General features: G+C 68.1%; 21 protein-coding genes and 1 pseudogene. 15 read left to right on the plus strand and 7 right to left on the minus strand.

What is annotated here, in order from left to right:
- Positions 1-458: 458 nt before the first annotated feature.
- The 14 genes and pseudogenes from rpsB to lpxB all read left to right on the plus strand — a co-directional run.
- Positions 459-1,241 (plus strand): annotated as a pseudogene (gene rpsB / locus RIB45_RS11995) (30S ribosomal protein S2); the annotation flags it as partial.
- A 331-nt stretch (positions 1,242-1,572) separates the two neighbouring features.
- Positions 1,573-2,499, plus strand: coding sequence for a translation elongation factor Ts (tsf, locus tag RIB45_RS12000; protein ID WP_350050515.1), 927 nt, complete (start codon positions 1,573-1,575; stop codon positions 2,497-2,499).
- A gap of 226 nt (positions 2,500-2,725) precedes the next feature.
- Positions 2,726-3,280: a ribosome recycling factor gene (frr, locus tag RIB45_RS12005; protein WP_350050516.1), complete on the plus strand. Its 555-nt coding sequence runs from the start codon at positions 2,726-2,728 to the stop codon at positions 3,278-3,280.
- A gap of 66 nt (positions 3,281-3,346) precedes the next feature.
- Positions 3,347-4,093 (plus strand): isoprenyl transferase, encoded by a 747-nt coding sequence (locus RIB45_RS12010; RefSeq protein ID WP_350050517.1) that lies wholly within the window; start codon positions 3,347-3,349, stop codon positions 4,091-4,093.
- Between the two features lie 4 nt (positions 4,094-4,097).
- On the plus strand, positions 4,098-4,757 hold the full coding sequence (locus tag RIB45_RS12015) for a phosphatidate cytidylyltransferase (protein ID WP_350050518.1): 660 nt from the start codon (positions 4,098-4,100) through the stop codon (positions 4,755-4,757).
- 25 nt (positions 4,758-4,782) lie between these two features.
- A complete protein-coding gene (locus RIB45_RS12020) occupies positions 4,783-5,970 on the plus strand; it encodes a 1-deoxy-D-xylulose-5-phosphate reductoisomerase (RefSeq protein WP_350050519.1) in 1,188 nt (395 codons plus the stop codon).
- A 108-nt stretch (positions 5,971-6,078) separates the two neighbouring features.
- On the plus strand, positions 6,079-7,182 hold the full coding sequence (gene rseP / locus RIB45_RS12025) for an RIP metalloprotease RseP (protein WP_350050520.1): 1,104 nt from the start codon (positions 6,079-6,081) through the stop codon (positions 7,180-7,182).
- A gap of 249 nt (positions 7,183-7,431) precedes the next feature.
- Positions 7,432-9,753 carry an outer membrane protein assembly factor BamA gene (bamA, locus tag RIB45_RS12030; protein ID WP_350050521.1) on the plus strand — a complete coding sequence of 774 codons (2,322 nt, stop codon included), beginning with the start codon at positions 7,432-7,434 and terminating at the stop codon, positions 9,751-9,753.
- The gene (locus tag RIB45_RS12035; protein WP_350050522.1) at positions 9,753-10,334 is read left to right on the plus strand and encodes an OmpH/Skp family outer membrane protein; all 582 of its coding nucleotides are present in this window, start codon (positions 9,753-9,755) and stop codon (positions 10,332-10,334) included. Before bamA ends, RIB45_RS12035 begins: the two co-directional genes overlap by 1 nt.
- Before the next feature lie 15 nt (positions 10,335-10,349).
- Complete coding sequence (lpxD, locus tag RIB45_RS12040) at positions 10,350-11,399, plus strand: UDP-3-O-(3-hydroxymyristoyl)glucosamine N-acyltransferase (protein WP_350050523.1); 1,050 nt, start codon at positions 10,350-10,352, stop codon at positions 11,397-11,399.
- Positions 11,396-11,884 (plus strand): 3-hydroxyacyl-ACP dehydratase FabZ, encoded by a 489-nt coding sequence (gene fabZ / locus RIB45_RS12045; RefSeq protein WP_350050524.1) that lies wholly within the window; start codon positions 11,396-11,398, stop codon positions 11,882-11,884. Before lpxD ends, fabZ begins: the two co-directional genes overlap by 4 nt.
- The gene (lpxA, locus tag RIB45_RS12050; protein WP_350050525.1) at positions 11,884-12,696 is read left to right on the plus strand and encodes an acyl-ACP--UDP-N-acetylglucosamine O-acyltransferase; all 813 of its coding nucleotides are present in this window, start codon (positions 11,884-11,886) and stop codon (positions 12,694-12,696) included. Before fabZ ends, lpxA begins: the two co-directional genes overlap by 1 nt.
- The gene (locus RIB45_RS12055; RefSeq protein WP_350050526.1) at positions 12,686-13,555 is read left to right on the plus strand and encodes an LpxI family protein; all 870 of its coding nucleotides are present in this window, start codon (positions 12,686-12,688) and stop codon (positions 13,553-13,555) included. Before lpxA ends, RIB45_RS12055 begins: the two co-directional genes overlap by 11 nt.
- A gap of 19 nt (positions 13,556-13,574) precedes the next feature.
- A complete protein-coding gene (gene lpxB / locus RIB45_RS12060; RefSeq protein WP_350050527.1) occupies positions 13,575-14,750 on the plus strand; it encodes a lipid-A-disaccharide synthase in 1,176 nt (391 codons plus the stop codon).
- Positions 14,751-14,806: 56 nt separating this feature from the next.
- On the opposite strand, the gene gltA is transcribed toward lpxB, so the two are convergent.
- Complete coding sequence (gene gltA, locus RIB45_RS12065) at positions 14,807-16,108, minus strand: citrate synthase (protein WP_350050528.1); 1,302 nt, start codon at positions 16,106-16,108, stop codon at positions 14,807-14,809.
- Positions 16,109-16,308: 200 nt separating this feature from the next.
- The gene (gene gltX, locus RIB45_RS12070; RefSeq protein ID WP_350050529.1) at positions 16,309-17,712 is read right to left on the minus strand and encodes a glutamate--tRNA ligase; all 1,404 of its coding nucleotides are present in this window, start codon (positions 17,710-17,712) and stop codon (positions 16,309-16,311) included.
- 213 nt (positions 17,713-17,925) lie between these two features.
- Here gltX and RIB45_RS12075 point away from each other — a divergent pair, with 213 nt between their 5' ends.
- The gene (locus tag RIB45_RS12075; RefSeq protein WP_350050530.1) at positions 17,926-20,109 is read left to right on the plus strand and encodes a ComEC/Rec2 family competence protein; all 2,184 of its coding nucleotides are present in this window, start codon (positions 17,926-17,928) and stop codon (positions 20,107-20,109) included.
- Between the two features lie 60 nt (positions 20,110-20,169).
- On the opposite strand, the gene lexA is transcribed toward RIB45_RS12075, so the two are convergent.
- From lexA to trpD, 5 genes are all read right to left on the minus strand, one after another.
- Positions 20,170-20,865 carry a transcriptional repressor LexA gene (gene lexA / locus RIB45_RS12080; protein ID WP_350050531.1) on the minus strand — a complete coding sequence of 232 codons (696 nt, stop codon included), beginning with the start codon at positions 20,863-20,865 and terminating at the stop codon, positions 20,170-20,172.
- Positions 20,866-21,051: 186 nt separating this feature from the next.
- Positions 21,052-22,269 (minus strand): molybdopterin molybdotransferase MoeA, encoded by a 1,218-nt coding sequence (locus tag RIB45_RS12085; RefSeq protein WP_350050533.1) that lies wholly within the window; start codon positions 22,267-22,269, stop codon positions 21,052-21,054.
- Positions 22,266-22,796 carry a cyclic pyranopterin monophosphate synthase MoaC gene (moaC, locus tag RIB45_RS12090; protein ID WP_350050534.1) on the minus strand — a complete coding sequence of 177 codons (531 nt, stop codon included), beginning with the start codon at positions 22,794-22,796 and terminating at the stop codon, positions 22,266-22,268. The genes RIB45_RS12085 and moaC overlap by 4 nt, the downstream gene beginning before the upstream one ends.
- Positions 22,793-23,596: an indole-3-glycerol phosphate synthase TrpC gene (gene trpC, locus RIB45_RS12095; RefSeq protein WP_350050536.1), complete on the minus strand. Its 804-nt coding sequence runs from the start codon at positions 23,594-23,596 to the stop codon at positions 22,793-22,795. Before trpC ends, moaC begins: the two co-directional genes overlap by 4 nt.
- 55 nt (positions 23,597-23,651) lie before the next feature.
- Complete coding sequence (gene trpD, locus RIB45_RS12100; protein WP_350050538.1) at positions 23,652-24,683, minus strand: anthranilate phosphoribosyltransferase; 1,032 nt, start codon at positions 24,681-24,683, stop codon at positions 23,652-23,654.
- Between the last annotated feature and the right edge of the window lie 169 nt (positions 24,684-24,852).

The raw sequence follows: 24,852 nt of genomic DNA on the forward strand, positions 1-24,852 counted from the left end.
GCCCGAAGAGCGCGCCGCCTGAGGCCCCCGCCTTCGCGGGGTGCGCCGGAAGGGTCTGTCCCGTCCCATCGGAGTCCCCGCGCAGGCGGGGACCTGTCGCAAATCCGCTCGCCGCCTGAAGAGCGCGCCGCCGGAGGCCCCCGCCTTCGCGGGGGCGCCGGAAGGGTCTGTCCCGTCCCATCGGAGTCCCCGCGCAGGCGGGGACCTGTCGCAAACCCGCGCGCAGCCTGAAGAGCGCTCCGCCGGAGGCCCCCGCCTTCGCGGGGGCGCCGGAAGGGCGCTGTCCCCCATTGAGGCCCCCTTGCCAAGCCTTTTCCACAGGCGTATACCCCGCGCCATCACGCACACGGGATGCGCGGGGCGGCGTCGCCATCAGTCGTCGCTCCATCCGGTGCCGGGGAAGACCCGGTCACTTCGCCCCCGTGGAGGATCAACCGGAGAAGAAAGGAGCCATCGCGATGGCCACCCCTACCTTTACCATGCGCCAGCTGCTGGAAGCCGGCGTCCATTTCGGCCACACCACGCGGCGTTGGAACCCGAAGATGAAGCCCTTCATCTTCGGCGAGCGCAACGGCATCCACATCATCGATCTGGAACAGTCGGTGCCGATGCTGAACCGTGCGCTCGAAGCCGTGCGCGACATCGCGGCCGCCGGCGGCCGGGTGCTGTTCGTCGGCACCAAGCGCCAGGCGCAGTCGATCGTGCGCGAGAACGCGCTCAAGTCCGGCCAGTACTTCGTCAATCACCGCTGGCTCGGCGGCATGCTGACCAACTGGCGCACCATTTCGCACTCGATCAAGCGCCTGAAGGAGCTTGAGGAGCTGCTGTCCAAGGACGAGACGGGCCTGACCAAGAAAGAGCGCCTGAACCTCGACCGCGAGCGCGACAAGCTGGAGCGCGCGCTGGGCGGCATCAAGGAGATGGGCAACACGCCGGACATCCTGTTCATCATCGACACCAACAAGGAGCAGATCGCGATCCAGGAGGCCAAGAAGCTCGGCATCCCGGTCTGCGCCGTGGTCGACAGCAACAGCGATCCCGACGGCGTCGATTACCCGATCCCGGGCAACGACGACGCGATGCGCGCGATCAATCTCTACTGCGATCTGATGGCGGGCGCGGTCCTCGACGGCCTGCAGCAGTCGATGGGCGCCGCGGGCGTCGACGTCGGCGAGCAGGCCGAGCCGACGCCTGAGGCCGCGCTGGCCGAGGGCGACGCGTCGGCCGAAATCGCGGCGGCGGCGGAGATCGGCGTCGAGGCGTCCGAGGCCGCGCCGGCCGAGGAGCCGGCCGCGGAGGAGCCCGCGCAGGCGGCCCCCGCCGAGGCGACCGCCTCCCTCGAGGAGAAGGCCGCCGAGGATCAGCCCGAAGAGAAGAAGGAAGAGGCCGCCGGCGGCTCGTGAAGCCGCTGCGCGCGACGGCGCGGCGCCGGATCGGTTCCGACCGGTCGGCGTGTAACCGCGCCGTCGCCTTCCGCTGGTAAAGCCTGCCCCGATTGAGCGCGGCGCCGGCGGGCGAGGGGCTTCCCGCCGCCCGGGCGCCCGAACGACATGCGAATTGGAGAGACATTCGATGGCCGAGATCACCGCTTCCCTCGTCAAGCAGCTCCGCGAGAAGACCGGAGCCGGCATGATGGACTGCAAGAAGGCGCTGGCCGAGACCGACGCGGACCTTGAGGCCGCGGTCGACTGGCTGCGCAAGAAGGGCCTGAGCCAGGCCGCCAAGAAGTCGGGCCGCACCGCGGCCGAAGGGCTCGTCGCCGTGGCGACTGAAGGGGCCAAGGGCGCGATCGTCGAGATCAACGCCGAGACCGACTTCGTCTCGCGCAACGAGACCTTCCAGGAGTTCGTCGAGACCGCGGCGAAGCTCGCGCTCGCCCATGACGGCGCGGCCGACAAGATCCTGAAGGCCGAGTATCCCGGCAAGGCCCACACGCTCGAGGAAGAGCTCACCAATAAGATCGCCACGATCGGCGAGAATATGGCCTTCCGCCGCGCCAATGCGCTCAGCGTCTCCGACGGCGTCGTCGCCTCTTACATCCACAGCGCGATGAAGCCGAACCTCGGCAAGATCGGCGTGCTGGTGGCGCTGGAGTCGACCGGCGATAAGTCGGCCCTGGAGACGCTGGGGCGCAACCTCGCCATGCATATCGCGGCGGCGAAGCCCGAGTTCCTGACCACCGAGGACGTCGATTCGGCGGCGCTCGAGCGCGAGCGCGAGGTGCTGACCGAGCAGGCCCGCGCCTCGGGCAAGCCGGAAAACATCATCGAGAAGATGGTCGAGGGTCGCCTGCGCAAGTACTACGAAGAGGTCGTGCTGCTCGAGCAGATCTACATGATCGACGGCGAGAGCAAGGTCTCCAAGGTCGTCGAAGCGGCGGAAAAAGAGGCCGGCGCTCCGATCACGCTGAAGGCCTTCGAATGCTATCGCCTGGGCGAGGGCATCGAGAAGCAGGAAGACGACTTCGCCGCCGAGGTTGCGGCGGCGATGAAGGGCTGAGCCCGTTCGTCCTTAACCGAGGATCGTCCGGCGCGCGGCGTCGGGCTTTGCCGGCGCGGCGTTTGTGATATAACGCCGCGTCGGTCGTTTCAGGGGCCGAGTCGCCTCGACTCGCGCGCGGTGTCGAGCGCGGGTGAATCACGCAAGAGCGTCCCTCGCCGAGCCCGCCCGTCGGGGCGGGACCGTCAGGCGGAGACGGGCGCCGGATGGAAGGAAGGCCTGGATCATGGCGAGCGAGCTGAAGGATCTTGAGCGGCGCATGCAGGGCGCGGTCGACGCCCTGCGCAAGGAGCTGGCGGGGTTGCGGACGGGGCGCGCGTCGCCGTCGCTTCTCGACCCTGTGCGCGTGTCCGCGTACGGCTCGGACATGCCGCTCAACCAGGTGGCCGCCGTGAGCGTCCCGGAGCCGCGGATGCTGACCGTGACCGTGTGGGACATCAACAACATCAAGGCGACTGAGAAGGCGATCCGCGAGTCGGAGCTCGGCCTCAATCCGCAGACCGAAGGCAACGTCATCCGCATCCCGATTCCCGAATTGAACGAAGAGCGTCGCAAGGATTTGATCAAGGTCGCGCACAAGTACGCCGAACAGGCCCGGATCGCGATCCGCAACGTCCGCCGCGACGGCATGGATTCGATGAAGAAGCAGGAAAAGGACGGCGACATCGGCCAGGACGAGGCGCGAAAGACGTCCGACGAGATCCAGAAGCTGACCGACAAGACGATCGCGGAGGTCGACGGGGTGTTGGCCGAAAAGGAAGAGGAGATCATGCAGGTCTGAGGCCTCACGCCTGCAAGGCCCGCAGTCTTCCGGCTCCCGCACCGCTCTTCCTTCCTGGGGGTTTCGATGCCCGCTTCGCACAGCTCATACGACTCCGGCGACGAGCCGCGCCCACGCCACGTCGCGATCATCATGGACGGAAACGGTCGCTGGGCGAGGGCGCGCGGCTTGCCCCGCGTCGCCGGTCACCGCCAAGGGGTCGAGGCGGTGCGCCGCACCATCAAGGCGGCCGGGGAGGCCGGGGTGGAGGTGCTGACCCTTTACAGCTTCTCCAGCGAAAATTGGCGGCGCCCGCGCGCCGAGGTGGACGAGTTGATGGGGCTCTTGCGGCGCTATCTGAAGTCCGAGATCGCCGACCTGCACGGCCGTAACATCCGGTTTCGGATGATCGGCGAGCGCGACGGGCTGGCGGCCGACATCCTGACGCTGATCGACGAGGCGGAGCGGATGACCGGGTCGAACGACGCGATGACCCTCGTTCTCGCGCTCAACTACGGCGGCCGACAGGATATAGCGCGGGCGGCGCGCAATATCGCCGAGAGCGTTCACCGCGGGCTGCTTCGTCCGGAGGCGGTCGATGACGAGCTGTTCTCCAGCTACCTGTCGACCGCCGGACTGCCGGATCCGGATCTGCTGATCCGCACCAGCGGCGAGAAGCGCATCTCAAACTTCCTGCTTTGGCAATGCGCCTATGCGGAGATGGTCTTCATCGACAAGTTCTGGCCCGACTTCGACGCCGACGATCTGGCCGCCGCCATGGATGAGTTCGCCGGTCGCGAGCGCCGCTTCGGCTCCACCGCCAACGGGCGGTAGGCCGGTGGGCAACCTTCCGACCCGCATCGTCTCGGCCGCGGTGATCCTGCCGCTGGCCGGCGCGGCGATTTGGATCGGCGGCCTGTTCTTCATGCTCCTGGTCGCATCGGCGTGCGCGCTGATGCTGCGGGAGGGCGCGCGTCTGACGCGCGGCGCGCCGGCGGCGTTCATCGTCGGCGCCGCGTTGATCGTCGGCGCCTGCGCGGCCGTCTACGGCCTGCGCGTCGGGGACGGCGGGGCGGAGATCGTCCTCTGGCTCGCGGTGCTGATCACGGCGACGGATGTCGGGGCCTATGCCGCCGGGCGCACCGTCGGGGGGCCAAAGCTCGCGCCGTCGATTAGCCCGAAGAAGACGTGGGCGGGGTTGATCGGCGGGATGGCGGCCGCGGCCGCGGCCACCGCTCTTCTGGGATTGGCCGGAACGACGCCGCTCGCCGCGATTGCGGCGGCGCCGGCGCTGGCGGTCTGCGCGCAGGGCGGAGACCTCTTGGAATCGTGGGCGAAACGGCGCGCGGGCGTCAAGGATTCGGGCCGGCTCATTCCCGGGCACGGCGGATTGTTGGACCGGCTCGACGGGTATTTGACGGCGGCGCCGGCGCTCTGGCTCTATCAGGCGCTCGGTGCGCCGACGCCCCGGCTCGACCTGCCGGCGCCGCCGTTCTGACGCGAGGGGAGGGGACGTCCAGACCATGATCAGCGAACAGTCCGCCCGGCGCCGGGTCAGCGTGCTCGGCGCCACCGGCTCCGTCGGACGCAGTACGATGGAGTTGATCGCCGAAGCGCCCGATCGGTTCCAGGTCGAGGCGCTGACGGCCTACAGCAATGTCGACGTGCTGGCCGATCTTGCGCGGCGGTTCGGGGCGCGCTTCGTCGCGATCGGCGATCCGGCGCGCTATCGGGCGTTGAAGCAGGCGCTTGACGGCGCGCCGTGCGAGGTTGCGGCCGGCCCCGAAGGTCTTGAGGCGGCGGCGGCGCGCGACTCCGACTGGTTGATGGCCGGAATTGTGGGCGCGGCCGGCCTGTCAGCCACGCTGAGCGCCGTGCGTCGCGGGGCGTTGGTCGCCTTCGCCAACAAGGAGGTGCTGGTCAGCGCCGGCCGGCTGATGATGGAGGAGGTGGCGAGAGCGGGGGCGACGCTGCTGCCGGTGGATTCTGAACATAACGCCATTTTCCAGGTTTTCGAGGAGCAAAACCGAGGCGCGATAGACCGACTGATCCTTACCGCGTCAGGCGGGCCGTTTCGCACCCGCCCGCGAGAGAGTTTGGCGCAGGTGACCCCGGCCGAAGCCGTCGCCCATCCAAACTGGGACATGGGGGCCAAGATCTCGGTCGATTCGGCCACGATGATGAACAAGGGACTGGAGGTGATCGAGGCGCATTACCTCTTCGCCATGCCGGCCGAAAAGATTGAGGTCCTGGTGCATCCCCAGTCGGTGATTCACTCGATGGTCGCTTACAGTGACGGATCCTTCCTGGCTCAGTTGGGCGCGCCGGACATGCGCATTCCGATCGCGCACGCGCTCGCTTGGCCGCGCCGGTTGAAGACGCAAAGCCCCGTGCTCGACCTCGCGGCGGTGGCGCGGTTGGATTTCGAGCCGCCGGACGAGACGCGGTTTCCTGCGCTGCGGCTGGCGCGCGAAGCCTTGGCGGCCGGCCCCTGGGCGCCGCCGGTGATGAGCGCGGCCAACGAGGAGGCGGTCGCCGCGTTCCTGCAGGGGCGGATCGGGTTCCTCGACGTCACGGAGGTGGTCGAGCGCGTGGTGAGCGCAACCGCGCCCGCCGACCCGGACAGCATCGAGGCGGTGGTCGCGCTCGACGGAGAAGCGCGACGCCGGGCGAGCGAAGCGATTGATCGTCTCACGCCCGCGACCTCGTAACGCGGGCCGTCGACGGGCTCGTCGCTCTCGAACGTGCGGCGGCGGCCCCTATATAGAAGCGGTGGAAACGGCCGGGCCTCAAGCGCCGGCGGATCGGGATAGGACGGTATGGACGCATTCTTCGGCTCGATCGGGTATCTGAACGCGGTCATCGTGTTCTGCGTGCTGGTCTTTGTACACGAGCTCGGCCATTACCTGGTGGCCCGGTGGGCCGGCGTGCGGGTCGAGGTCTTCTCAATCGGCTTCGGACGCGAGATCTTCGGCTGGACGGACAAGGCGGGCACGCGCTGGAAGGTCAGTCTCGTGCCGCTTGGCGGCTACGTGAAGATGTTCGGCGAGGGCGAGGCGATCGCCGACGCCGACGGCGTGGAGCGCCCGCTGACGAGTGAAGAACGCGCCGTCTCCTTCGCCCACAAGCCGCTCGGCAAGCGGGCGGCCGTCGTGGTCGCCGGGCCGATGGCGAACTTCCTCTTCGCGATCGCGGTGCTCGCAGCGCTTTATATGGCGCACGGCAAACCGACGCCGGCCGACTTCCAGGCCCAGGGCGTGGGCGCGGTCCAGGAGGGGTCCGCCGCGGCGGCGGCCGGCCTGCAGGCGGGGGATCGCATCTTGACGGCGGACGGCCGTGCGATCGAGACCTTCGACGACCTGCGTGCGGCCGTGGCGGCGAGCGAGGGCGAGCCGATGAACCTCACCTTGCTGCGCGAGGGCGAGCGGCTGACGCTCACCGCGACGCCCCGCCCGCGCGATCCGGACGCCGAGGAGACGAGTTATCTCTTGGGCGTCACCGCGCCGGTGACGAGCTTCGAGCGTCAAGGGCCGGCGACGGCCCTTTGGGGCGGCGTCACGGAGACCTGGCGATTGACCGTGATGACGCTCGAGGCGGTCGGCGAGATCATTTTCGGACAGCGCTCCGTCGACGATATGGGCGGGCCGGTGAAGATCGTTCAGATGTCGAACGATGTGGCGCAGCTTGGCGTTCTATCTTTGATCACCTTCACCGCGCTGCTGTCGATCAACCTCGGTCTCCTCAATCTGTTTCCAATCCCGATGCTGGACGGCGGCCACCTCGCCTTTTACGCGATCGAGGCGGTGCGCGGTAAACCCGTCGGAGAGCAGGCGCAGGAATGGGCGTTCAGAATTGGGCTGGCCTTGCTGCTCATGCTCATGATATTCATCACCGTCAACGACGTGCTGAGTATCGCGACCTGAGGAATCCGTAAGGGTTTGACGATCCGTCCTTTCTTTGATTCAAAACCGAGCCTCGCCGCAGCGGCGGGGCGCGGTTGATTCGGGAGAGATCGTCTGGTCGCCCAGCACCGATCGGCGCGACGCGGCGAGTGAATGAGGAGTTCGGTTTTGAGTGCGACCGCGGGAGGGAAAGTCCTGACGGAGACGACGTGTGCGCGGCGACTTCGGTCGTTCGCCGTCGCAGCGTTCGCGCTTGCGGTCGGGGCGGCCGTGGGAACGCTTTCGCCGCTGGACGAGGCCCGTGCGCAGTCCTCCGCTCCGACCATCATCGAGCCTGCGCCCTCGGAAGGCGCGGCGCCCGACAGCCGCAGCGACAGCCCGGCCGTTCAGCCCGGTCAGCCCGTGTTGGAGGAGATCGAAGTTCGCGGCGCCCAGCGCATCGAGCCCGCCACCGTGCGCAGCTATATCGGTCTGCAGCCCGGCGATCCGATCGACGCAAACCGGATCAATGAAGCGCTGAAGGCGCTGTTCGCCACCGACTATTTCGCCGACGTCGCGATTGCGGTCGAAGGCCGGACGCTGATTGTCGAGGTCGTCGAGAATCCGATCATCAATCGGATCGCTTTCGAGGGCAATCAGCGGATCGAAAACGAGACGCTGAACAGCGAGGTGCGTCTGCGCCCGCGTCTGGTCTACACCCGGACGGCGGTGCAGAACGATGTGCGGCGGATTTTGGACCTGTATCGCCGCAGCGGCCGGTTTGCGGCCACCGTCGATCCCAAGGTCATCCAGCAGCGCGACAACCGCGTCGACTTGGTCTTTGAGATCGACGAGGGGCCGCTGACGGGGATCGAGAAGATCAGCTTCATCGGCAACCGCTATTTTTCTGACAGCGCGCTGCGGGAGGAAATCCAGACGAAGGAATCGCGCTGGTACCGCTTTCTATCCAGCGCCGACGTCTACGACCCGGATCGTCTGACCTTCGATCGCGAATTGCTGCGCCGTTTTTACCTGGCCGAAGGCTTTGCGGATTTCCGCGTTGTGTCGGCCGTGGCCGAGTTGAGCGAGGATCGCGAGAACTTCTTCGTCACCTTCACCATCGAAGAGGGCGAGCGCTACCAGTTCGGCGAGTTCGACGTGATCTCACGCATTCCCGACGTCGACCCCGAGCCGCTGCAGCGATCGATCGAGCTTGAGAGCGGCGATTGGTACAATGCCAACGCCGTCGAAGACACGGTTCTGCAGCTGACCGAGTTGGTCGGCGATCAGGGCTACGCCTTCATCGAGGTCCGACCGAATGTGGATCGGAACCGCGACGAGAAGACCATCGACATCACCTTCGAGGTGCTTGACGGGCCGCGCACCTATGTCGAGCGGATCGAGATCCGCGGCAACACGCGCACCGAGGACGAGGTGATCCGGCGCGAGTTCCTGCTGGTCGAGGGCGACGCCTTCAACGCCACGAGGTTGCGTCGCTCGCGCCAGCGCATCTCCGATCTCGGCTTCTTCAAGCAGGTCGAGGTGAACAACGTGCCGGGCTCCGAACAGGATCGCACGGTGGTGCAGGTCGACGTGGAGGAGCAATCGACCGGCCAATTGAACATCGGCGCCGGCTATTCGACCCAGGTCGGCGCATTGGCCGAATTCGCGATTCGCGAACGCAACCTGCTCGGCAAAGGTCAGGATTTGCGCCTCTCGACGACCCTGGCGCAATCGCGTCAGAGCATCGATTTGAGCTTCACCGAGCCGTACTTCCTGGATCGGCAGCTCTCGGCCGGATTCGACCTGTTCCATACGCTGCGCGACAATCAGGATGAGGCGTCGTTCGACAGTCAGGAGACCGGCTTCGGTTTGCGCACCGCCTACGAGATCACACGCGACTGGCGCCAGCGCCTTCGGTATCGCTTCGCTCGCGAGATCGTCGAGAACGTCGGCGATGACGCGTCGCGCTTCGTCAAGCAACAGGAAGGCACCGACTATGTGTCGTCCGTCGGTCAGTCGTTGATCTACGATCAGCGCAATTCCCGGGTGGACCCGACGGACGGGTATTTCGTCGAACTCGGCAACGATCTCGCCGGCGTCGGCGGTACGGTGAATTACTTCCGCACGACGGTGCGCGGCGCCTACTACTTCCCGCTCGCAACGGACTATCGCCTGTCCGTCGGCGCGGAAGTGGGCCATCTCGCGGGGTGGGGCGAGGACGACACGCGAATCAAGGATCGTTTCTTCCTCGGCGGCGACAATCTGCGCGGCTTCGAGAGCAGCGGCGCGGGGCCGCGCGACATCGCGACGGACGATTCGCTCGGCGGCAATCAGTTCGCCAGCAGCACGGCCGAGTTCACCTTTCCGCTGGGCTTGCCGGAGGAGTTCGGCGTGACCGGCGCGCTGTTCACGGACGTCGGCACGCTCACCAGCGTGGACGAGTCGGGCGCGAACGTGCGCGACACGGGCAGCGTGCGCGCCTCCGTCGGCACGGGGCTCAATTGGCGCTCGCCGTTCGGGCCCGTGCGGGTGGATTTCAGCCAGGCGGTCGTGAAAGAGGACTTCGACAAGACCGAGATATTCCGCTTCAGTTTCGGCACGAGGTTTTGATGGTAAACCCTATCCGCGCGCTTCGCGGCGTCTCCGTCGCTTGTGCGGCGCTTTTGCTTTGGACCGCGGCCGCGACGGCGCAGGACGTGCCGGCCGCCAAAATCGCGGTCATCGACGTTCAGCGCGTCGAACGTAATTCGGTCGCCTGGCAATCGTTGCGCACCCAATTCGAACAGCTGCTGAGCGGCTATCAGTCCGAGCTGCGCGAGCGGCAGAGCGCGCTCGAACAAGAGGGGCGCGACCTCGAGCAGCAACGGACGATCCTCTCGCAAGAGGCCTTTCAGCAGAAGAAGCAGGAGTTCGACCGTCGGGTCGGAGAGCTGCAACGCACGGCCCAGGAGCGCAAGCAGGCGCTGGACAAGGCCTATGCGGCCGCTCGAGGGCAGATCCGCGAGGCGTTGCGCGAAGTCGTTACGGAGATCGCGCGCGAGCGCGATTTGAATCTGATCTTCAGCAACTCGCCGCAAGAGAGAACGGTGGTCATGTCGCATGACGAATTGTCGATCAGCGACGAAGCGCTCGAGCGCCTGAACGAGACGATCTCGAGCGTCCAGCTGCCCGACGTCGGCGCGGCCGACTGATCGCGAGAGGGCGGCGTGCCGGATCCTCGTTTCTTCCGGAAGGTCGGTCCCTTCACGGCCGCCGAGCTTGCGGAACGGGCCGGCGCGCGACTTGTCGCCGAAGCGGAGGGAGGGCGCGTATTCACCGATGCGGGCCCGCTCGGCGGCGCCGACGCGCAGACCGTCAGCTTCCTCGACAATGTGAAGTATCTCTCCGCGCTTTCCCAAACCGCGGCGGGCGCCGTTTTCATCAAATCGGCTTACGCGGATCGGGCCCCGGAAGGCTGTTTGCGGCTGATCTCCGAAACGCCCTATCGCGCCTTCGCGTTGGCGGTTCAGATGTTCTATCCAGAGCCTGCGGTGACGCCCAGCGTGCATCCCAGCGCCGTCGTCGCCGAGGATGCGCAAATCGGCTCTGGCGTGCGCATCGACGCGGGCGCGGTCATCGAGTCGGGCGTCGAACTGGGCGACGATGTCTGGATCGGGGCCAACACGGTGGTCGAGGCCGGGGTGGTCGTCGGCGCGCGCACCCGCGTGGGCCCCAATGTGAGCTTGAGCTTCTGTCTGGTGGGCAGCGACTGTCGGATTCTGGCCGGCGTGCGCATCGGGACGCGCGGTTTCGGCTTCGCGATGGACGAGCGCGGCCATATCGACGTGCCGCAGCTCGGCCGGGTGGTGGTCGGGACCGGCGTCGAGATCGGCGCCAACACTTCGATCGACCGGGGTATGAGCGACGACACCGAGGTCGGCGACGGCGTCAGGATTGATAACCTCGTGCACATCGGGCACAACGTGAAGATCGGGCGCGGCGCTGTTCTGTGCGGACAGACGGGGGTCGCCGGCAGCGCGGTTCTGGAAGACTACGTCGTCACCGCGGGTCAGGTCGGCATCGGTCCGCATATGCGGGTCGGGCGCGGCGCGCAGTTCGCCTCCAAGAGCGGCGCCTGGCGCGACGTGCCGGCCGGCGCGAAGGTCGGCGGGGTGCCGGCCATGCCGATCGGAGATTGGCATCGGGCGAACGCCCTGGTGGCGCGAATGGTCGCGCAATCGCGCGGCAAAGGACGCAACAACAAAGACGAAGAATGATCGGGACCATGGCGGAAGATCAGACTGACGGCCAAGCGGCGGCGGTTAAGGACATCGACATCCTGAAGATCATGGAGCGGATCCCGCACCGCTATCCGTTCCTGCTTGTCGATCGCGTGGAGGAGGTCGTCCCGTACGACTACGCGCTGGCCGTCAAGTGCGTGTCGATCAATGAACCTCATTTCCAGGGCCATTTCCCCCAGAAGCCGATTATGCCGGGCGTTCTGATCGTCGAGTGCATGGCGCAGGCCGCCGGGGTCATGGTGGTCACCAGCCTCGGCCCTGAAAGCGAGGGCAAGCTCGTCTACTTCATGTCGGTGGAGGAGGCGAAGTTCCGGCGTCCGGTCGTTCCGGGCGACGTGATGAAGGTCCGCGTCGAGCGCAAGCATCACCGCGGCATGGTCTGGAAGTTTTCCGGCAAGGCCTACGTGGAGGATAAGCTCGTCGCCGAGGCCGAATTTTCTGCAATGATTCGAGACAGCTGATGGCCGATATTCACGCGACCGCGATTGTCGACCCCGAGGCCGAACTCGCGGAAGACGTCTCGGTCGGGCCCTATTGCGTGGTCGGTCCGGACGTCGCGTTGGCGAAGGGCGTGCGGCTTCGCGCGCATGTGGTCGTCGACGGCCGCACCCGGATCGGCGAGGGGACGGAGATCTATCCGTTCGCGTCGATCGGACTTCCGCCGCAGGACCTGAAATACAAGGGCGAGCCGTCTGAGCTGCAGATCGGCGCGCGCAACGTCATCCGCGAATACGTCACCATGAATCCCGGCACCGAGGGCGGCGGCATGCTCACCAAGGTGGGCGACGGCTGTCTGTTCATGGTCAGCGCCCACGTCGCCCACGACTGTCAGGTCGGCGACGGCGTCATCATGGCGAACAACGCCACGCTCGCCGGTCATGTGACGGTCGGCGACTTCGCCATCATCGGCGGGCTCTCGGCGGTGCATCAGTTCGTCCGCATCGGCCATCACGCCATGATCGGCGGCATGTCGGGCGTGGAGCAGGACGTCATTCCGTTCGGCTCGGTCATGGGGGAGCGGGCGGCCCTGTCAGGCCTCAATCTAATCGGTCTCAAGCGCCGCGGCTTCCCGAAGGATGAGATCAACGCGCTGCGAGCCGCTTACAAGACGCTGTTCGCGGGCGGTAAAGACTCGGGGACCCTGGCCGAGCGCGTCGAGACCATTGCCGCGCGCTATCCCGATGCACAGGCGGTCGGCGACCTGGTTCGCTTCATCCGCGGGGACGCCGGGCGCGGCGTGACCCAGCCGCGTGCGGCCGGAAATGGCGGCTGACGCCTCCCGACGCTCTGCGCAAATCGACGCGCCGCGCAAGCTTGGCGTTGTGGCCGGCGGCGGCGGATTGCCCCGCCGGGTGGTCGATCGCTGCTTGGCGGAGGGCCGGCCGGTCTTCGTCTTCGCGTTGAAAGGCGCGGCCGAGGAGGGGCTCTTCGACGACGTCCCGCACTGCTGGGTGCGCCTCGGGGCGGCCGGGGAATATCTGAAGCGCGCGCAAGCGGAGGGGATCCAAGACCTATGCATGGTCGGGCCGGTCAAGCGCCCGTCGCTGCCGGCGATGCGCCCGGACGCCGCCGCGCTCAAGATTCTGACCCGCATCGGCGCAAAGGCGCTCGGCGACGACGGGCTGCTGCGCGCGGTGATCGCCTATCTGGAAAGCGAACACGGGTTCCGGGTCGTCGGGGTTGAGGAGATCCTGACCGATCTGTCGCCTGAGCCAGGCCTGCTGGGACGCCATGCGCCCGACGCGGCCGCGGAAAGCGACGTTCTGCGCGGTCGCGCGGTGCTTAAGGCCTTGGCCGCCGCCGACGTGGGGCAGGCCGTGGTCGTGCAGGAGGGGCTCGTGCTGGGCGTCGAAGCCATCGAAGGCACGGATGCGCTGATCGAGCGCTGTGCGGCCCTAAAGCGGGAGGGGCCCGGGGGCGTGCTGATCAAGGCGGCGAAAACCGGCCAGGAAATGCGCGCCGATCGACCGACGCTCGGCCCGCGCACCATCGAGCGCGCCCGCGACGCCGGTCTGCGGGGCGTAGCCGTCGAGGCGGGACGAACCCTGCTGGTCGATCGCGACAGGATGATTGAGATCGCGGACGCCGCCGGGCTGTTTTTGCTCGCGATGCCGCCGCTCGACCAGGCGTAATCGGGAGGGGGCGGATACCGTGCCGGGCGAGGGGCCGCTGATTTTCCTGACCGCCGGCGAGAGTTCCGGCGACGCCATCGGCGCGCGCTTGATGGCCGGCTTGAAGGAGCGCACCGGCGGCGGCGTGCGCTTTGCCGGCGTGGGCGGGCCGATGATGACGGCGCAAGGGTTGAAGAGCCTGTTCCCGATGGAGGAGCTCTCCGTCATGGGGTTCCTCGAGGTTCTGCCGCACGCCCGCCGTCTCAAACGCCGCATCGCGGAGACCGCCGCTGCGGTCGAGGCTGCGGCGCCGGCCGCCCTGGTGACGATCGACTCCCCCGGTTTCTCCAAACGCGTCGTGGATCGGCTCTCCGACTTCAAGGGAACGACGATCCACTATGTCGCGCCGACCGTCTGGGCCTGGAAGCCTAAGCGGGTGCACGCCTTCAAGGCGCGCTATGACAGGCTGCTGTGCCTCCTGCCGTTCGAGCCGCCCTATTTCGAGGCGGTCGGCCTGGAGGCTCCGTTCGTCGGCCACCCGGTGCTGGAAAGCGGGGCTGACCAGGGCGACGGGATCGGGTACCGGTCGGCCCGCGGTCTTGGACCCGAGACCCCGCTTCTGTGCGTGCTTCCGGGCAGCCGGCGGGGCGAGGTGCGCCGCCTGCTGCCGGTCTTCCGCGAGACCGTGGCGCGGCTGGCCGAAGGCCGGCCGGATCTGAGGGTCGCACTGCCGAGCGTTCGCTATCTCGCGGACGAGATCGAGGCCGCCGTCGCCGACTGGCCGGCGCCGGTGGATGTGGTGCGCGACCCGCGCCGCAAGTACGACGTCATGGCGGCCGCCAACGCGGCCCTGGCGGCAAGCGGCACGGTCGCGCTCGAACTCGCGCTCGCCCGGACGCCGACGGTGATCGCCTATCGCCTGAACCCGATCACCTTCTGGGCGATCGATCGAATGACCGCCGTCGATCACGTCCATCTGTGCAACATCATGGCGGGCCGGGAGATCGTGCCTGAGCGCCTGCAGGGCCGCTGTCGTCCGGACGTTCTGGCCGCGGATCTGGCCGGATTTCTAGACGGCGGCGGCCGCGAGCAGGAGGCGGCGCTGAAGCCCTATCTCCAGCGCCTGGCGCCGGCTCAGGGGCTTCCCAGTCTGGCGGCTGCCGACGCCGTCCTGGAAACCCTCGCCCGCAGCGCCCTTCCCGGCGGGCGCGCATAGAAAAAGGCCGCATCGCAACCGGATGCGGCCTTCTTTCCTGTCCGGCGGGAGCGCGCTCAGCGCTTGTCGATCGGCGTGAACTCGCGCTTCGTGGGGCCGGTGTAGAGCTGGCGCGGCCGGCCGATCTTTTGGTTCGGATCGGTGATCATCTCGTTCCATTGGGCGACCCAGCCGACGGTCCGGGCCAACGCAAACAAGACGGTGAACATGCTGGTCGGGAAGCCGATCGCTTTCAGGATGATGCCCGAATAGAAGTCGACGTTCGGGAACAGCTTGCGCTCCACGAAATAGTCGTCGTTGAGCGCGATCTGCTCCAGCTCCTGCGCGAGTTCCAGAAGAGGATCGTTGACGCCGAGCTCTTCCAGAACCTCGTCGCAGCTCTTCTTCAGCACTTTGGCGCGCGGGTCGTAGTTCTTGTAGACCCGGTGGCCGAACCCCATCAGGCGGAAGGGGTCGTTCTTGTCCTTGGCGCGCTCCAGATATTCGGGAATGTTCTTTTTGTCCCCGATCTGATTCAGCATGTTCAGGACCGCTTCATTCGCGCCGCCGTGCGCCGGCCCCCAAAGCGAGGAGATGCCGGCCGCGATGCAGGCGAACGGGTTGGCCCCGGAGGAGCCCGCGATGCGCACCGTGGACGTCGAGGCGTTCTGCTCATGATCGGCGTGCAGGATGAAGATGCGGTCCATCGCGCGGGCGACGGCGGGGGAGCACTGATACTCCTCGCACGGCACGCCGAAGGTCATGCGCATGAAATTCTCGGCGTAGCTGACGTCGTTGCGCGGATACATGAACGGCTGTCCGACCGAGTACTTGTAGGCCATCGACGCGATCGTCGGCATCTTGGCGATCAATCGGTGCGAGGCGATCATCCGCTGCTCGGGATCGTTGATGTCGGTGCTGTCGTGGTAGAAGGCGCTGAGGGCGCCGACCACGCCCACCATGATCGCCATCGGATGCGCGTCGCGCCGGAAGCCCCGATAGAAGTTGATCATCTGCTCATGGACCATCGTGTGATAGGTGATGGTCGTCTCGAACTGCGCTTTCTCGGCCGCGTTCGGCAATTCGCCGCGCAGCAGGAGGTAGCAGACCTCCATGAAGTCGCAGTGCTCCGCCAGATCCTCGATCGAGTAGCCGCGATGCAGCAGCACGCCCTGATCGCCGTCGATGTAGGTCACCTGACTGTCGCAGGAGCCGGTCGAGGTGAAGCCGGGATCGTAGGTGAAATAGCCGGTCTGGCCGTAAAGCTTGCGGATGTCGATGACGTCGGGGCCCGTCGTCCCGCTGATGACCGGAAGATCCCAGTTGTCGCCCGTCTCCGGATCGCTGAGCTTCAAAATCTTCTTCGGTGCGTCGGTCATGGCTCGGCCCCTTTCGTTCAGAGGTGATTATGCGGTCCGAAGCTGCCTTCGGTCGGTCGGCGTCCGGTGCGGGAGCATGTCCGCTCCCGCTTCCGCGAAATACGGGCCGCCGGCAGCGTGCGCGGGACAATAGCCGCTAGTGCCGCACTGCACAATCCAAGAATAAGCCGCCCTGAGGAAGGGTGCCCAACCCTATGTTATCATTCGTGATCCGGCGTTTCCGTAAGGCGCGCGAGCACTTCATCGCGACCCAGTATCGCCATCACCTCGAAGATGCCGGGCGAGGCGTTGGAGCCGGTGATTGCGGCGCGGAGCGGCTGCGCCACTTTGCCGAAACCGAGCCCCTTGTCCTCCGCCATGGCGCGCAGCCGCGCTTCGAGGGCTTCTTCGCTCCAGTCGTCGATATCGGCGAGCGCCTCGCCGGCCTCGCGCGCGATTGCGGCGCCGTCGCCCTGCAGCAGCTTCGCGGCCTTTGGATTCTCCAATGGGAAGCGCGGCCGCTCGACGTAGAAGCGCGCGCTCTCCGCCAGATAGGCGAGCGTGTTGGCGCGCGCCTTCAGGCCCGCCATGCCGGCGCGCAGGCGGCGCACCGCGTCCGCATCCACGGCGAGATCGCGCCCCAGCCGCTCGACCGTCAGATCGGTCAGCCTGTCGTCGTCCGCCTCGCGCATATAGTGGCCGTTCAAGTTCTCCAGCTTCGCGAAGTCGAAACGCGCGGCCGAGCGTCCCACCTGGGGCAGATCGAACCACTCGATCGCTTGCGCCTCCGAGATCACCTCATCGTCGCCGTGCGCCCAGCCGAGACGCAGCAGGTAATTCTTGAGCGCCTCGGGCAGATAGCCCATCTCGCGGTAGGCGTCGACGCCCAGCGCGCCGTGACGTTTCGAGAGCTTCGCGCCGTCCGGCCCGTGGATCAGCGGAATGTGCGCGAAGGCGGGGGGGCTCCAGCCGCAGGCTTGGTAGAGGTGGTGCTGCCGGAAGGCGTTGGTCAGATGGTCGTCGCCGCGGACCACATGCGTCACGCCCATATCCGCGTCGTCCACCACGACGGACAGCATGTAGGTGGGGCTCCCGTCACCGCGCAGCAGAATGAAATCGTCCATCTGATCGTGACCGATCGTCACCGGCCCCTGCACCAGATCCTCGATCGTGGTCTCGCCGGTCTGCGGCATTTTCACGCGCACGACCGGCTTCACGTCGGCGGGGGCGTCGGCGGGGTCGGCGTCGCGCCACGGGCTGCGGATGCGCACCGGCCGGCCTTCGGCCCGGCAGGCCTCGCGCTGGGCGTCCAGGTCTTCCTGGCTCAAATAGCAGCGATAGGCCATGCCTTCGGCCAAAAGCTTCTCGGCGACCGCCGCGTGGCGCTCGGCGTTCTGGGATTGGAAGACGGGCGGCGCGTCGCCCTCAAGACCGAGCCAAGCGAGCCCGTCCTGGATCGCCGCGATCGCTTCCTCAGTGGATCGCTGTTTGTCGGTGTCCTCGATCCGCAGAAGATATCGGCCGCCGTGACGGCGCGCGTAGAGATAGTTGAACAGCGCCGTACGCGCGCCGCCGATATGGAGGAAGCCGGTGGGCGAGGGGGCGAAACGGGTGACGACGGACATGCGCTGATCCTGCGGGCTGTTCGCATCGGGGGCGAGACGAAAAAGCCCGGTTTTCCGGGCCGGCGGGGTGTAGCACGCGGGCGCGGCGCGGGCAAAAGCCTTTTCGTCGGACGGCGGGCCTTGCGCACGACGCGTCGAAAGTAAGGACGGCGCGCCTATCGTAGTGCTAGAAATCCTAGCATGATGCGCACTCTAAGGGGTCTGTCTCGGCGGATGGCGGACGCGCTTCGTCCCGCTTTCGGCGCGGCGCGCGCGCTGCGCGGCCGCGCCGCGTTGATCGAGGCCTTCGCCGCAGAACGGGACCGCTGGGCGCTTTGGTTGCCGGTTCTCTTCGGCGCGGGGATCGGACTCTACTTCGCATCGCCGGTCGAGCCGCCGCCGGGCCTCGGTCTCGGCGCCGCGGTTGCGGGGGCGGTCGCATTTTGGGCGGCGCGGCGCGCCGGCGGAACCTTGTCGCTGATCCTGGCGGCCTCGCTGCTCGCAGGCGGTCTGGGGGTCGAGCGCGCGGCGCTGGAGACGCGGCTCTCGGAGCGGCCGACGCTCAACGGGGACGCGGGCGCGGTTCGGCTGTCCGGGCTGGTCCGCACCGTCGAGGCGTTTGAGGACGGGCCCCGGGTGACGCTGGTTCGGCTCGCCTACCAATGGCGGGCGCCGACCCCTGCGCCGGAGGTTGTTCGGGTGCGGTTGCGCGCGGGCGAATTCGTGTCGGTCGGCGAGCGGATCGAACTGACGGCGGTCCTGCGCGCCCCGCCGCGCCCCGCTTACCCCGACGCGTACGATTTCGCGCGGCGCGCCTGGTTCGAGGGGCTGGGCGCCGTCGGCTTCGCCCTAAGCGAGATCGAAGCGGCGCCGCCGGACCCTCGGCCGCTCGGTCTCGGGCTGCGCCTCGGCGCCTGGGTCGACGGGGTGCGGCAGATCCTGAGCCGGCGGGTGCGCGCCGCTTTACCCGGCGAGAGCGGGGACGTCGCGGCGGCGCTGATCACCGGCGACCGCAGCGGGTTGGACGAGGCGAGCGTGGTCGCAATGCGGGATTCCGGCTTGGCGCATCTGTTGGCCATCTCGGGGCTGCACATCGGGATGGTCGCGGGAATCGTCTTCGTGGCGCTGCGCATGGCGCTGGCCTCTTCGGAGCGGCTCGCGCTCGGCTACCCGATCAAGAAGTGGGCGGCCGGCGCGGCGATCCTAACCGCCTTCGTCTATCTGCTGCTGGCGGGTGCGACAACGCCGACCCAACGCGCCTTTCTGATGACGGGGCTGGCGCTCGCCGCGGTGATGCTGGACCGCAAGGCGATCTCGCTGCGGCTGGTCGCGATCGCGGCGGCGGTCGTGCTTTTGTGGCGCCCGCAGGCGCTGGTGGGCGCCAGCTTTCAGATGTCCTTCGCCGCCGTGGTCGCCCTCGTGGCGGTCTATGAGAGTTGGCGGCCCTACGCCCGACGGGAAGGCGCGCGGGAGGTCGACGGCTGGGCGCGGGCGCTTCGCAAGATGTGGCTCGGCTTGCTGCTGATCGGGGCGACGACCCTGATCGCCGGCGCCGCCACCGCGCCCTTCGCGTGGGCGCATTTCGGCCGGGTGGCGAATTACGGGCTGCTCGGCAATCTGGCGGCGGTGCCGATCATGGGCTGGGTGGTCATGCCGGCCGCGATCCTGGGGGTGCTGCTGACCCCGCTCCGTCTTGAACAGTGGCCGTTGTACGTGATGGGGGTCGGCGTCGACGCCATCCTCGCCGTCGCGCACTGGGTGGCCGCCTTGCCGGGCGCGGCCATTCAAGTGGCGGCGGCCCCGGATTGGGCGGCGGTTCTAATTACGGGCGGCTGCCTGTGGGCCGCGATTTGGCGCGGGCGTTGGCGCTATTGGGGCGCGCTGCCGGCGGCGCTGGGGCTGACCTTGCCCTTGACGACGGCGCAGCCCCAGATCGTCGTCTCAGAAACCGGGCGTCTCGCCGCCGCCGCCGGCCCCGAGGGCGGGCTTTGGCTGTCGCATCCAAGACGCGAGAGCTTCGCCGCCGGCGTCTGGTCGGAGCGCACCGGACGGCCGATCGCCGGCGGCTGGGACGATCTGATCGCCAGGACCGGCGGCGGCGCCGGCGCGCCGATCGCGTGCGGCCCCTTGGGATGCGTCTACCGCGCCGAGGGGCGCACGGTCGCCTGGTCGCACGATCCGCGGACCTTATCGGAAGATTGCCGCAGCGCGGACGTCGTCGTCGCCACGATCACGCCGCCGCCGGCGCTGCTAAACGGGGCGTGCGCGGGCCGGCTCGTGCTCGGCCCCGCCGACCGGGCGCGGGACGGGACGATCGCGATCCGCCTCGAGCGCGACGGACCGCTCGCGCTGCGCACGGTGCGCCACGCGCGCGGCGATCGGCCCTGGACGCGCGGCCGTGACGGGCGGCCCGAATAGAAAGAGGGGCGAGGCGAAAACGCAGCGAGGCGAACGCAGGTCGAGGGAAGGGGACGGGCCTCAGTACTTGCGCAAGAGCCCGACGAGCCGCCCCTGAACGTTAACCTGATCGGGGGCGTAGCGTCGCGCCTGATAGGCCGCGTTGGCCGGTTGCAGCTCGATCTCATCGCCGGCGCGCCGATAGGTTTTGAGGGTGACTTCCGCGCCCTCCACCAACGCCACGACGATATCGCCGTTGTCCGCGGTCTCGGCTCGTTCGATGACCACCGTGTCGCCGTCGAGAATGCCGGCCTCCATCATGGAATCGCCGTCGACCTCCAGCGCGTAATGGTCGCCCTTGCCAAGCAGGGTGGCCGGCACCTCGACCATCATGGAGTGGTCGCGCAGCGCCTCAATCGGCGTGCCGGCGGCGATCCGCCCGTAGAGCGAGAGCTGCACCGAATTGCCGCCGCCCCGCATCATCGATTTGCGCGTGCCGACCTCCTTGGCGCGCAGCATGTCGACGCGGCGGTTGCGCACGGGCAGATTTTCCGCGCCGGTATTCTCCGGCAGACGAACGACCTCCAGCGCCCGGGCGCGATTCGGCAGACGGCGCAGGAAGCCGCGCTCTTCGAGCCCCGTGATCAGGCGATGGATGCCCGACTTGGACTTGAGGCCGAGCGCCTCCTTCATCTCCTCGAACGAGGGGGAGACGCCCGCCTCATTCAGCCGCTCATGGATGAACATCAGCAAATCATACTGCTTGCGGGTCAGCATGGCCTCGACACTCCTTCGGTTCCTACGGCGCGGGCGCTGGTCGTCCTGGCGGCCGCCGCGCGCCGGTTCGGGATGAAACCCGAACATATATAAAACATCATCGTTCTATAAGTGTTCACGAATGGTTGTCAAGCGACGGCCCGCGCGAGCCGGCGCAGGCAGGCGGGCCGGCTTCAGGGCTCGACGTCAGAAATCGTCCGGAAATCGAATGATTTCAACGAGATCGCCGACCTTCGCCGCGGGCGCTTGGGGCGCGCGGACGATCAGGCATTCCGCCGCGGCGAGGCGGGAAAGCATCGAGCTGTCTTGTCGCGAAAATGCGAACACGGCGGGATTTCCAGCCGAATCGCGCTCGAACCGCGCGCGCAGATAGTCCTGCCGCCGGTCGTTTTCGGGCAACGCCTCGCCGAGTCGCACAGGCTCCGTGGCGGGTCCTTGCGCGCCGGCCTCGTCGCCCGCCAACGCCATAAGCGCCGGGCGCACGAAGATCAGAAAGCAGACCAGGGTCGAAACCGGATTGCCCGGCAGCCCGATCATCGGCGTCGCCCCCAGGCGCCCGAACATCAGCGGCTTGCCGGGCCGCATGGCGATCTTCCAGAAGTCGAGGTCGAGCCCGCTTTCTCCTAGCACCTCCGCCACCAGATCGTGGTCGCCGACCGAGGCGCCGCCGGTGGTCACCAGCAGATCGGCGCCGACCGCGCCGGCGGCGAGGCGGGAGAGGCTGTCGCGGTCGTCTTCCGCGACGCCAAGAAGGATCGGCTCCCCGCCCGCGGCGGCGACGGCGGCGGCCAGCGCCGGGCCGTTGGAGCTGACGATCTGGTTCGGGCCGACGGGATCGCCAGGCATCGCGATCTCGTCGCCGGTCGCCAGGATCGCGACGCGCGGCTTGCGCACGACGCTGAGCCACGGCCGGTTCATCGCCGCCGCCATCCCGACGTCGCGCGCGGTCAACCGGCGCCCCGCCGTCAACAGCACGTCGCCTTGAGCGAAGTCGAGGCCCGCCTTGCGCACCCACTTGCCGAGGCTCGCCGCCTCGGCGAAGCGCACCGAGGCGCCGTCCGCGCTGCGCTCGGCGTCTTCCTGAATGATGACGCTGTCCGCGCCCTGGGGCAGCGGCGCGCCGGTGAAGATGCGTACGCACTCGCCCGCGGCCAACGGCCGCTCGTGGGACGCCCCGGCCGGAACCTCTCCCGCGATAGAAAGCGTCGCGCCGGCCTCGGCGGCGTCGGCGGCCCGCAGCGCATATCCGTCCATCGCCGAGACGTCCCGCGGCGGCTGGGTCCGGCGCGCCGCCAGATCTTCCGCCAGCACGCGGCCCAACGCCTGGGGCAGGGCGATCTGCTCCGCCGGCAGCCGCCGAAGGTCCTTTAGAATGCGGGCGCGCGCCTCCTCGACCGAGATCATGACGCCGCGCCGCCCTCCGCCGGGCCTCTTTCGGCGGCGTCCCCTGCAGCCGCGCGATACTCTCCCGACTTCCCGCCGGCCTTGTGCAGCAGGCGAATGTCGGTGATGCGCATCGCCTTATCGACCGCTTTCGCCATATCGTAGACGGTCAGCGCCGCGACGGAGACGGCCGTCAGCGCCTCCATCTCAACGCCCGTGCGCCCGGTGACCTTGCAGGTGGCGACGATGTCGACGGCCGGAGCGTCCCCGGCGAGGCGGAGCTCCACCGTCACCGAGCTCAGCGCCAACGGATGGCACAGCGGGATGAGCTCCGGCGTCTTCTTGGCGCCCATGACGCCGGCCAGTTGCGCGACCGACAGCACATCGCCCTTCTTCAGGCCGCCTTGGCGGATCAGGGCGGCCGTCTCAGCGGCCATCTCGACCCGGCCGCCGGCGGTGGCGGTGCGGGCCGTCTCCTCTTTGGGCGAGACGTCGACCATGACGGCGTTGCCCTCGGCGTCGAAGTGGGTCAACCGGTCGCCGGTCATGCAGCCTCCTCTCGGCTTAGAATCGCGCGCGTGGCCGCGGCGACGTCGTCCTGGCGCATCAGACTCTCGCCGATCAGGAAGCACTGGGCGCCGCACTCGGCCATCCGCTTCAGGTCGGCGGGCGCGTAAAGGCCCGATTCCGCAACGGCCGTGCGCTCCGGTCCGATTTGCGGAATCAGCGCGGCGCCCGTCTCAAGAGAAACCTCCAAGGTCTTGAGATTTCGATTGTTTACGCCAATGAGAGGCGAGGCGAGGCGAAGCGCGCGGGAGAGCTCGTCGGCGTCATGCACTTCGACCAGCACGTCCATGCCGAGTTCGACGGCCGTATCCTCCAACTCCGCCGCCTGGTCGTCCGACAGCGCCGCCATGATCAGCAGCACCGCGTCGGCGCCCAGCGCCCGGCTTTCGTAGATCTGATAAGGCTCCAGCATGAAGTCCTTGCGCAAGACCGGCAGCGAGACCGCGGTGCGCGCGGCCGTCAGATACTGATCCTTGCCTTGGAAATAGGGTTCGTCCGTCAGGATGGAGAGGCAAGCGGCGCCGCCTTGCGCGTAGGCGCGGGCCAGGGCGACCGGCGCGAAATCCTCCCGGATGACGCCTTTCGACGGGCTCGCCTTCTTGATCTCCGCGATCAGGCCGTACTGGCCGGCGCTTTCCTTGGCGCGAAGGGCGTCGGCGAAGCCGCGGGGGCGCGGACCCTGCGCCGCCCGCTCCATCATCGCCTCCAGCGGCGTCTCCTGCTTGCGCGCGGCGATGTGATCGCGCTTGTCGGCGCAAATTTTCTCCAGCACGTCGCTCATGCGCGGCTCCTCGGCCAACGGATAAGGGGCGGGGCGGGACGGCCCGCGCCCGGACTCAGGCGGCGGATCCCGCCAACTCGATCAGCTTCGCAAGCGCGGCTTCGGCGCGGCCTTCGTCGATCGCCGCGGCGGCCTGTCCGGCGCCGGCCGTCAGATCGTCGGCCTTGCCTGCGACGACCAACGCGGCCGCGGCGTTCAACAGCACGACGTCGCGGAACGGGCTCGCCTCGCCCTTCAGCAAGGCTCGGATCGCCTGGGCGTTCTCCGCCGCCGTGCCGCCCAGCAGGGCGCTCAACCCGGCGCGCGGCAGGCCGGCGTCCTCCGGCGAGACCTCGAAGCGGCTCACCTGGCCGTTCTTGAGTTCCGCCACCTGATTGACGCCGGTCGTGCTGAGTTCGTCCAGCCCGTCGGCCCCGTGCACCACCCAGGCGCGGTCCGCGCCCAGATTGCCCAGCGTTTCGGCCAGCGGTTCGATCCATTTCTCCGCGAAGACGCCCAGCAGATAGCGCTTCACCAGCGCCGGATTGGACAGCGGGCCCAGGATGTTGAAGATCGTCCGCGTGCCGAGCTCCACCCGGGTCGGGCCGACGTTGCGCATCGCGCCGTGATGGCGCGGCGCCATCAGGAAGCCGATGCCGGCTTCGGCCATCGCGCGGGTCACCGCCTCGATCGGCGCCTCGGTGTCGAGGCCGAGCGCGGTCAGGACGTCCGCGGCGCCGGATTTCGACGAAAAGGCCCGGTTTCCGTGTTTGGCGACCGGTTGACCGCACCCGGCCACGACCAAGGCGGTCGCGGTGGAGATGTTGAAAGTGCCGACGCCGTCGCCGCCGGTGCCGACGATGTCCATCGCGCCCTCCGGCGCCGTCACGTGCAGCGCCTTGGCGCGCATTGTGCGGGCCGCGCCGGTTATCTCGGCCACAGTTTCGCCGCGGACGCGCAGCGCCATCAGCAGGCCGCCCATCTGGGACGGCGTGGCGTCGCCGGACATCATGATGTCGAAGGCGCGCTCCGCCTCCTCGGTCGACAGCGACGCGCCGTCGGCCGTCTTGGCGATCAGTTGCTTGATGTCCTTGAGATCCCCGCCCATCGCGTCTCTGGCTCCCCGGCCCGTTTCGGTCGTTCTTGGCGCCGCCTTCGCGGCGCTCGCGGTTATAGCAGGGGCGGGCGCGCCGGGAAAAGCCGCGAAGCGCCCTTTCGTGTGCGGGCGAGTCTGCTAGCCTTGGGACTGCAAGCGCCTTTTGCGAAGAGACGAGCCC

It is taken from the genome of Marivibrio sp., from assembly GCF_040218065.1.
In the GTDB taxonomy this organism is placed as follows: domain Bacteria; phylum Pseudomonadota; class Alphaproteobacteria; order UBA8366; family Aestuariispiraceae; genus Marivibrio.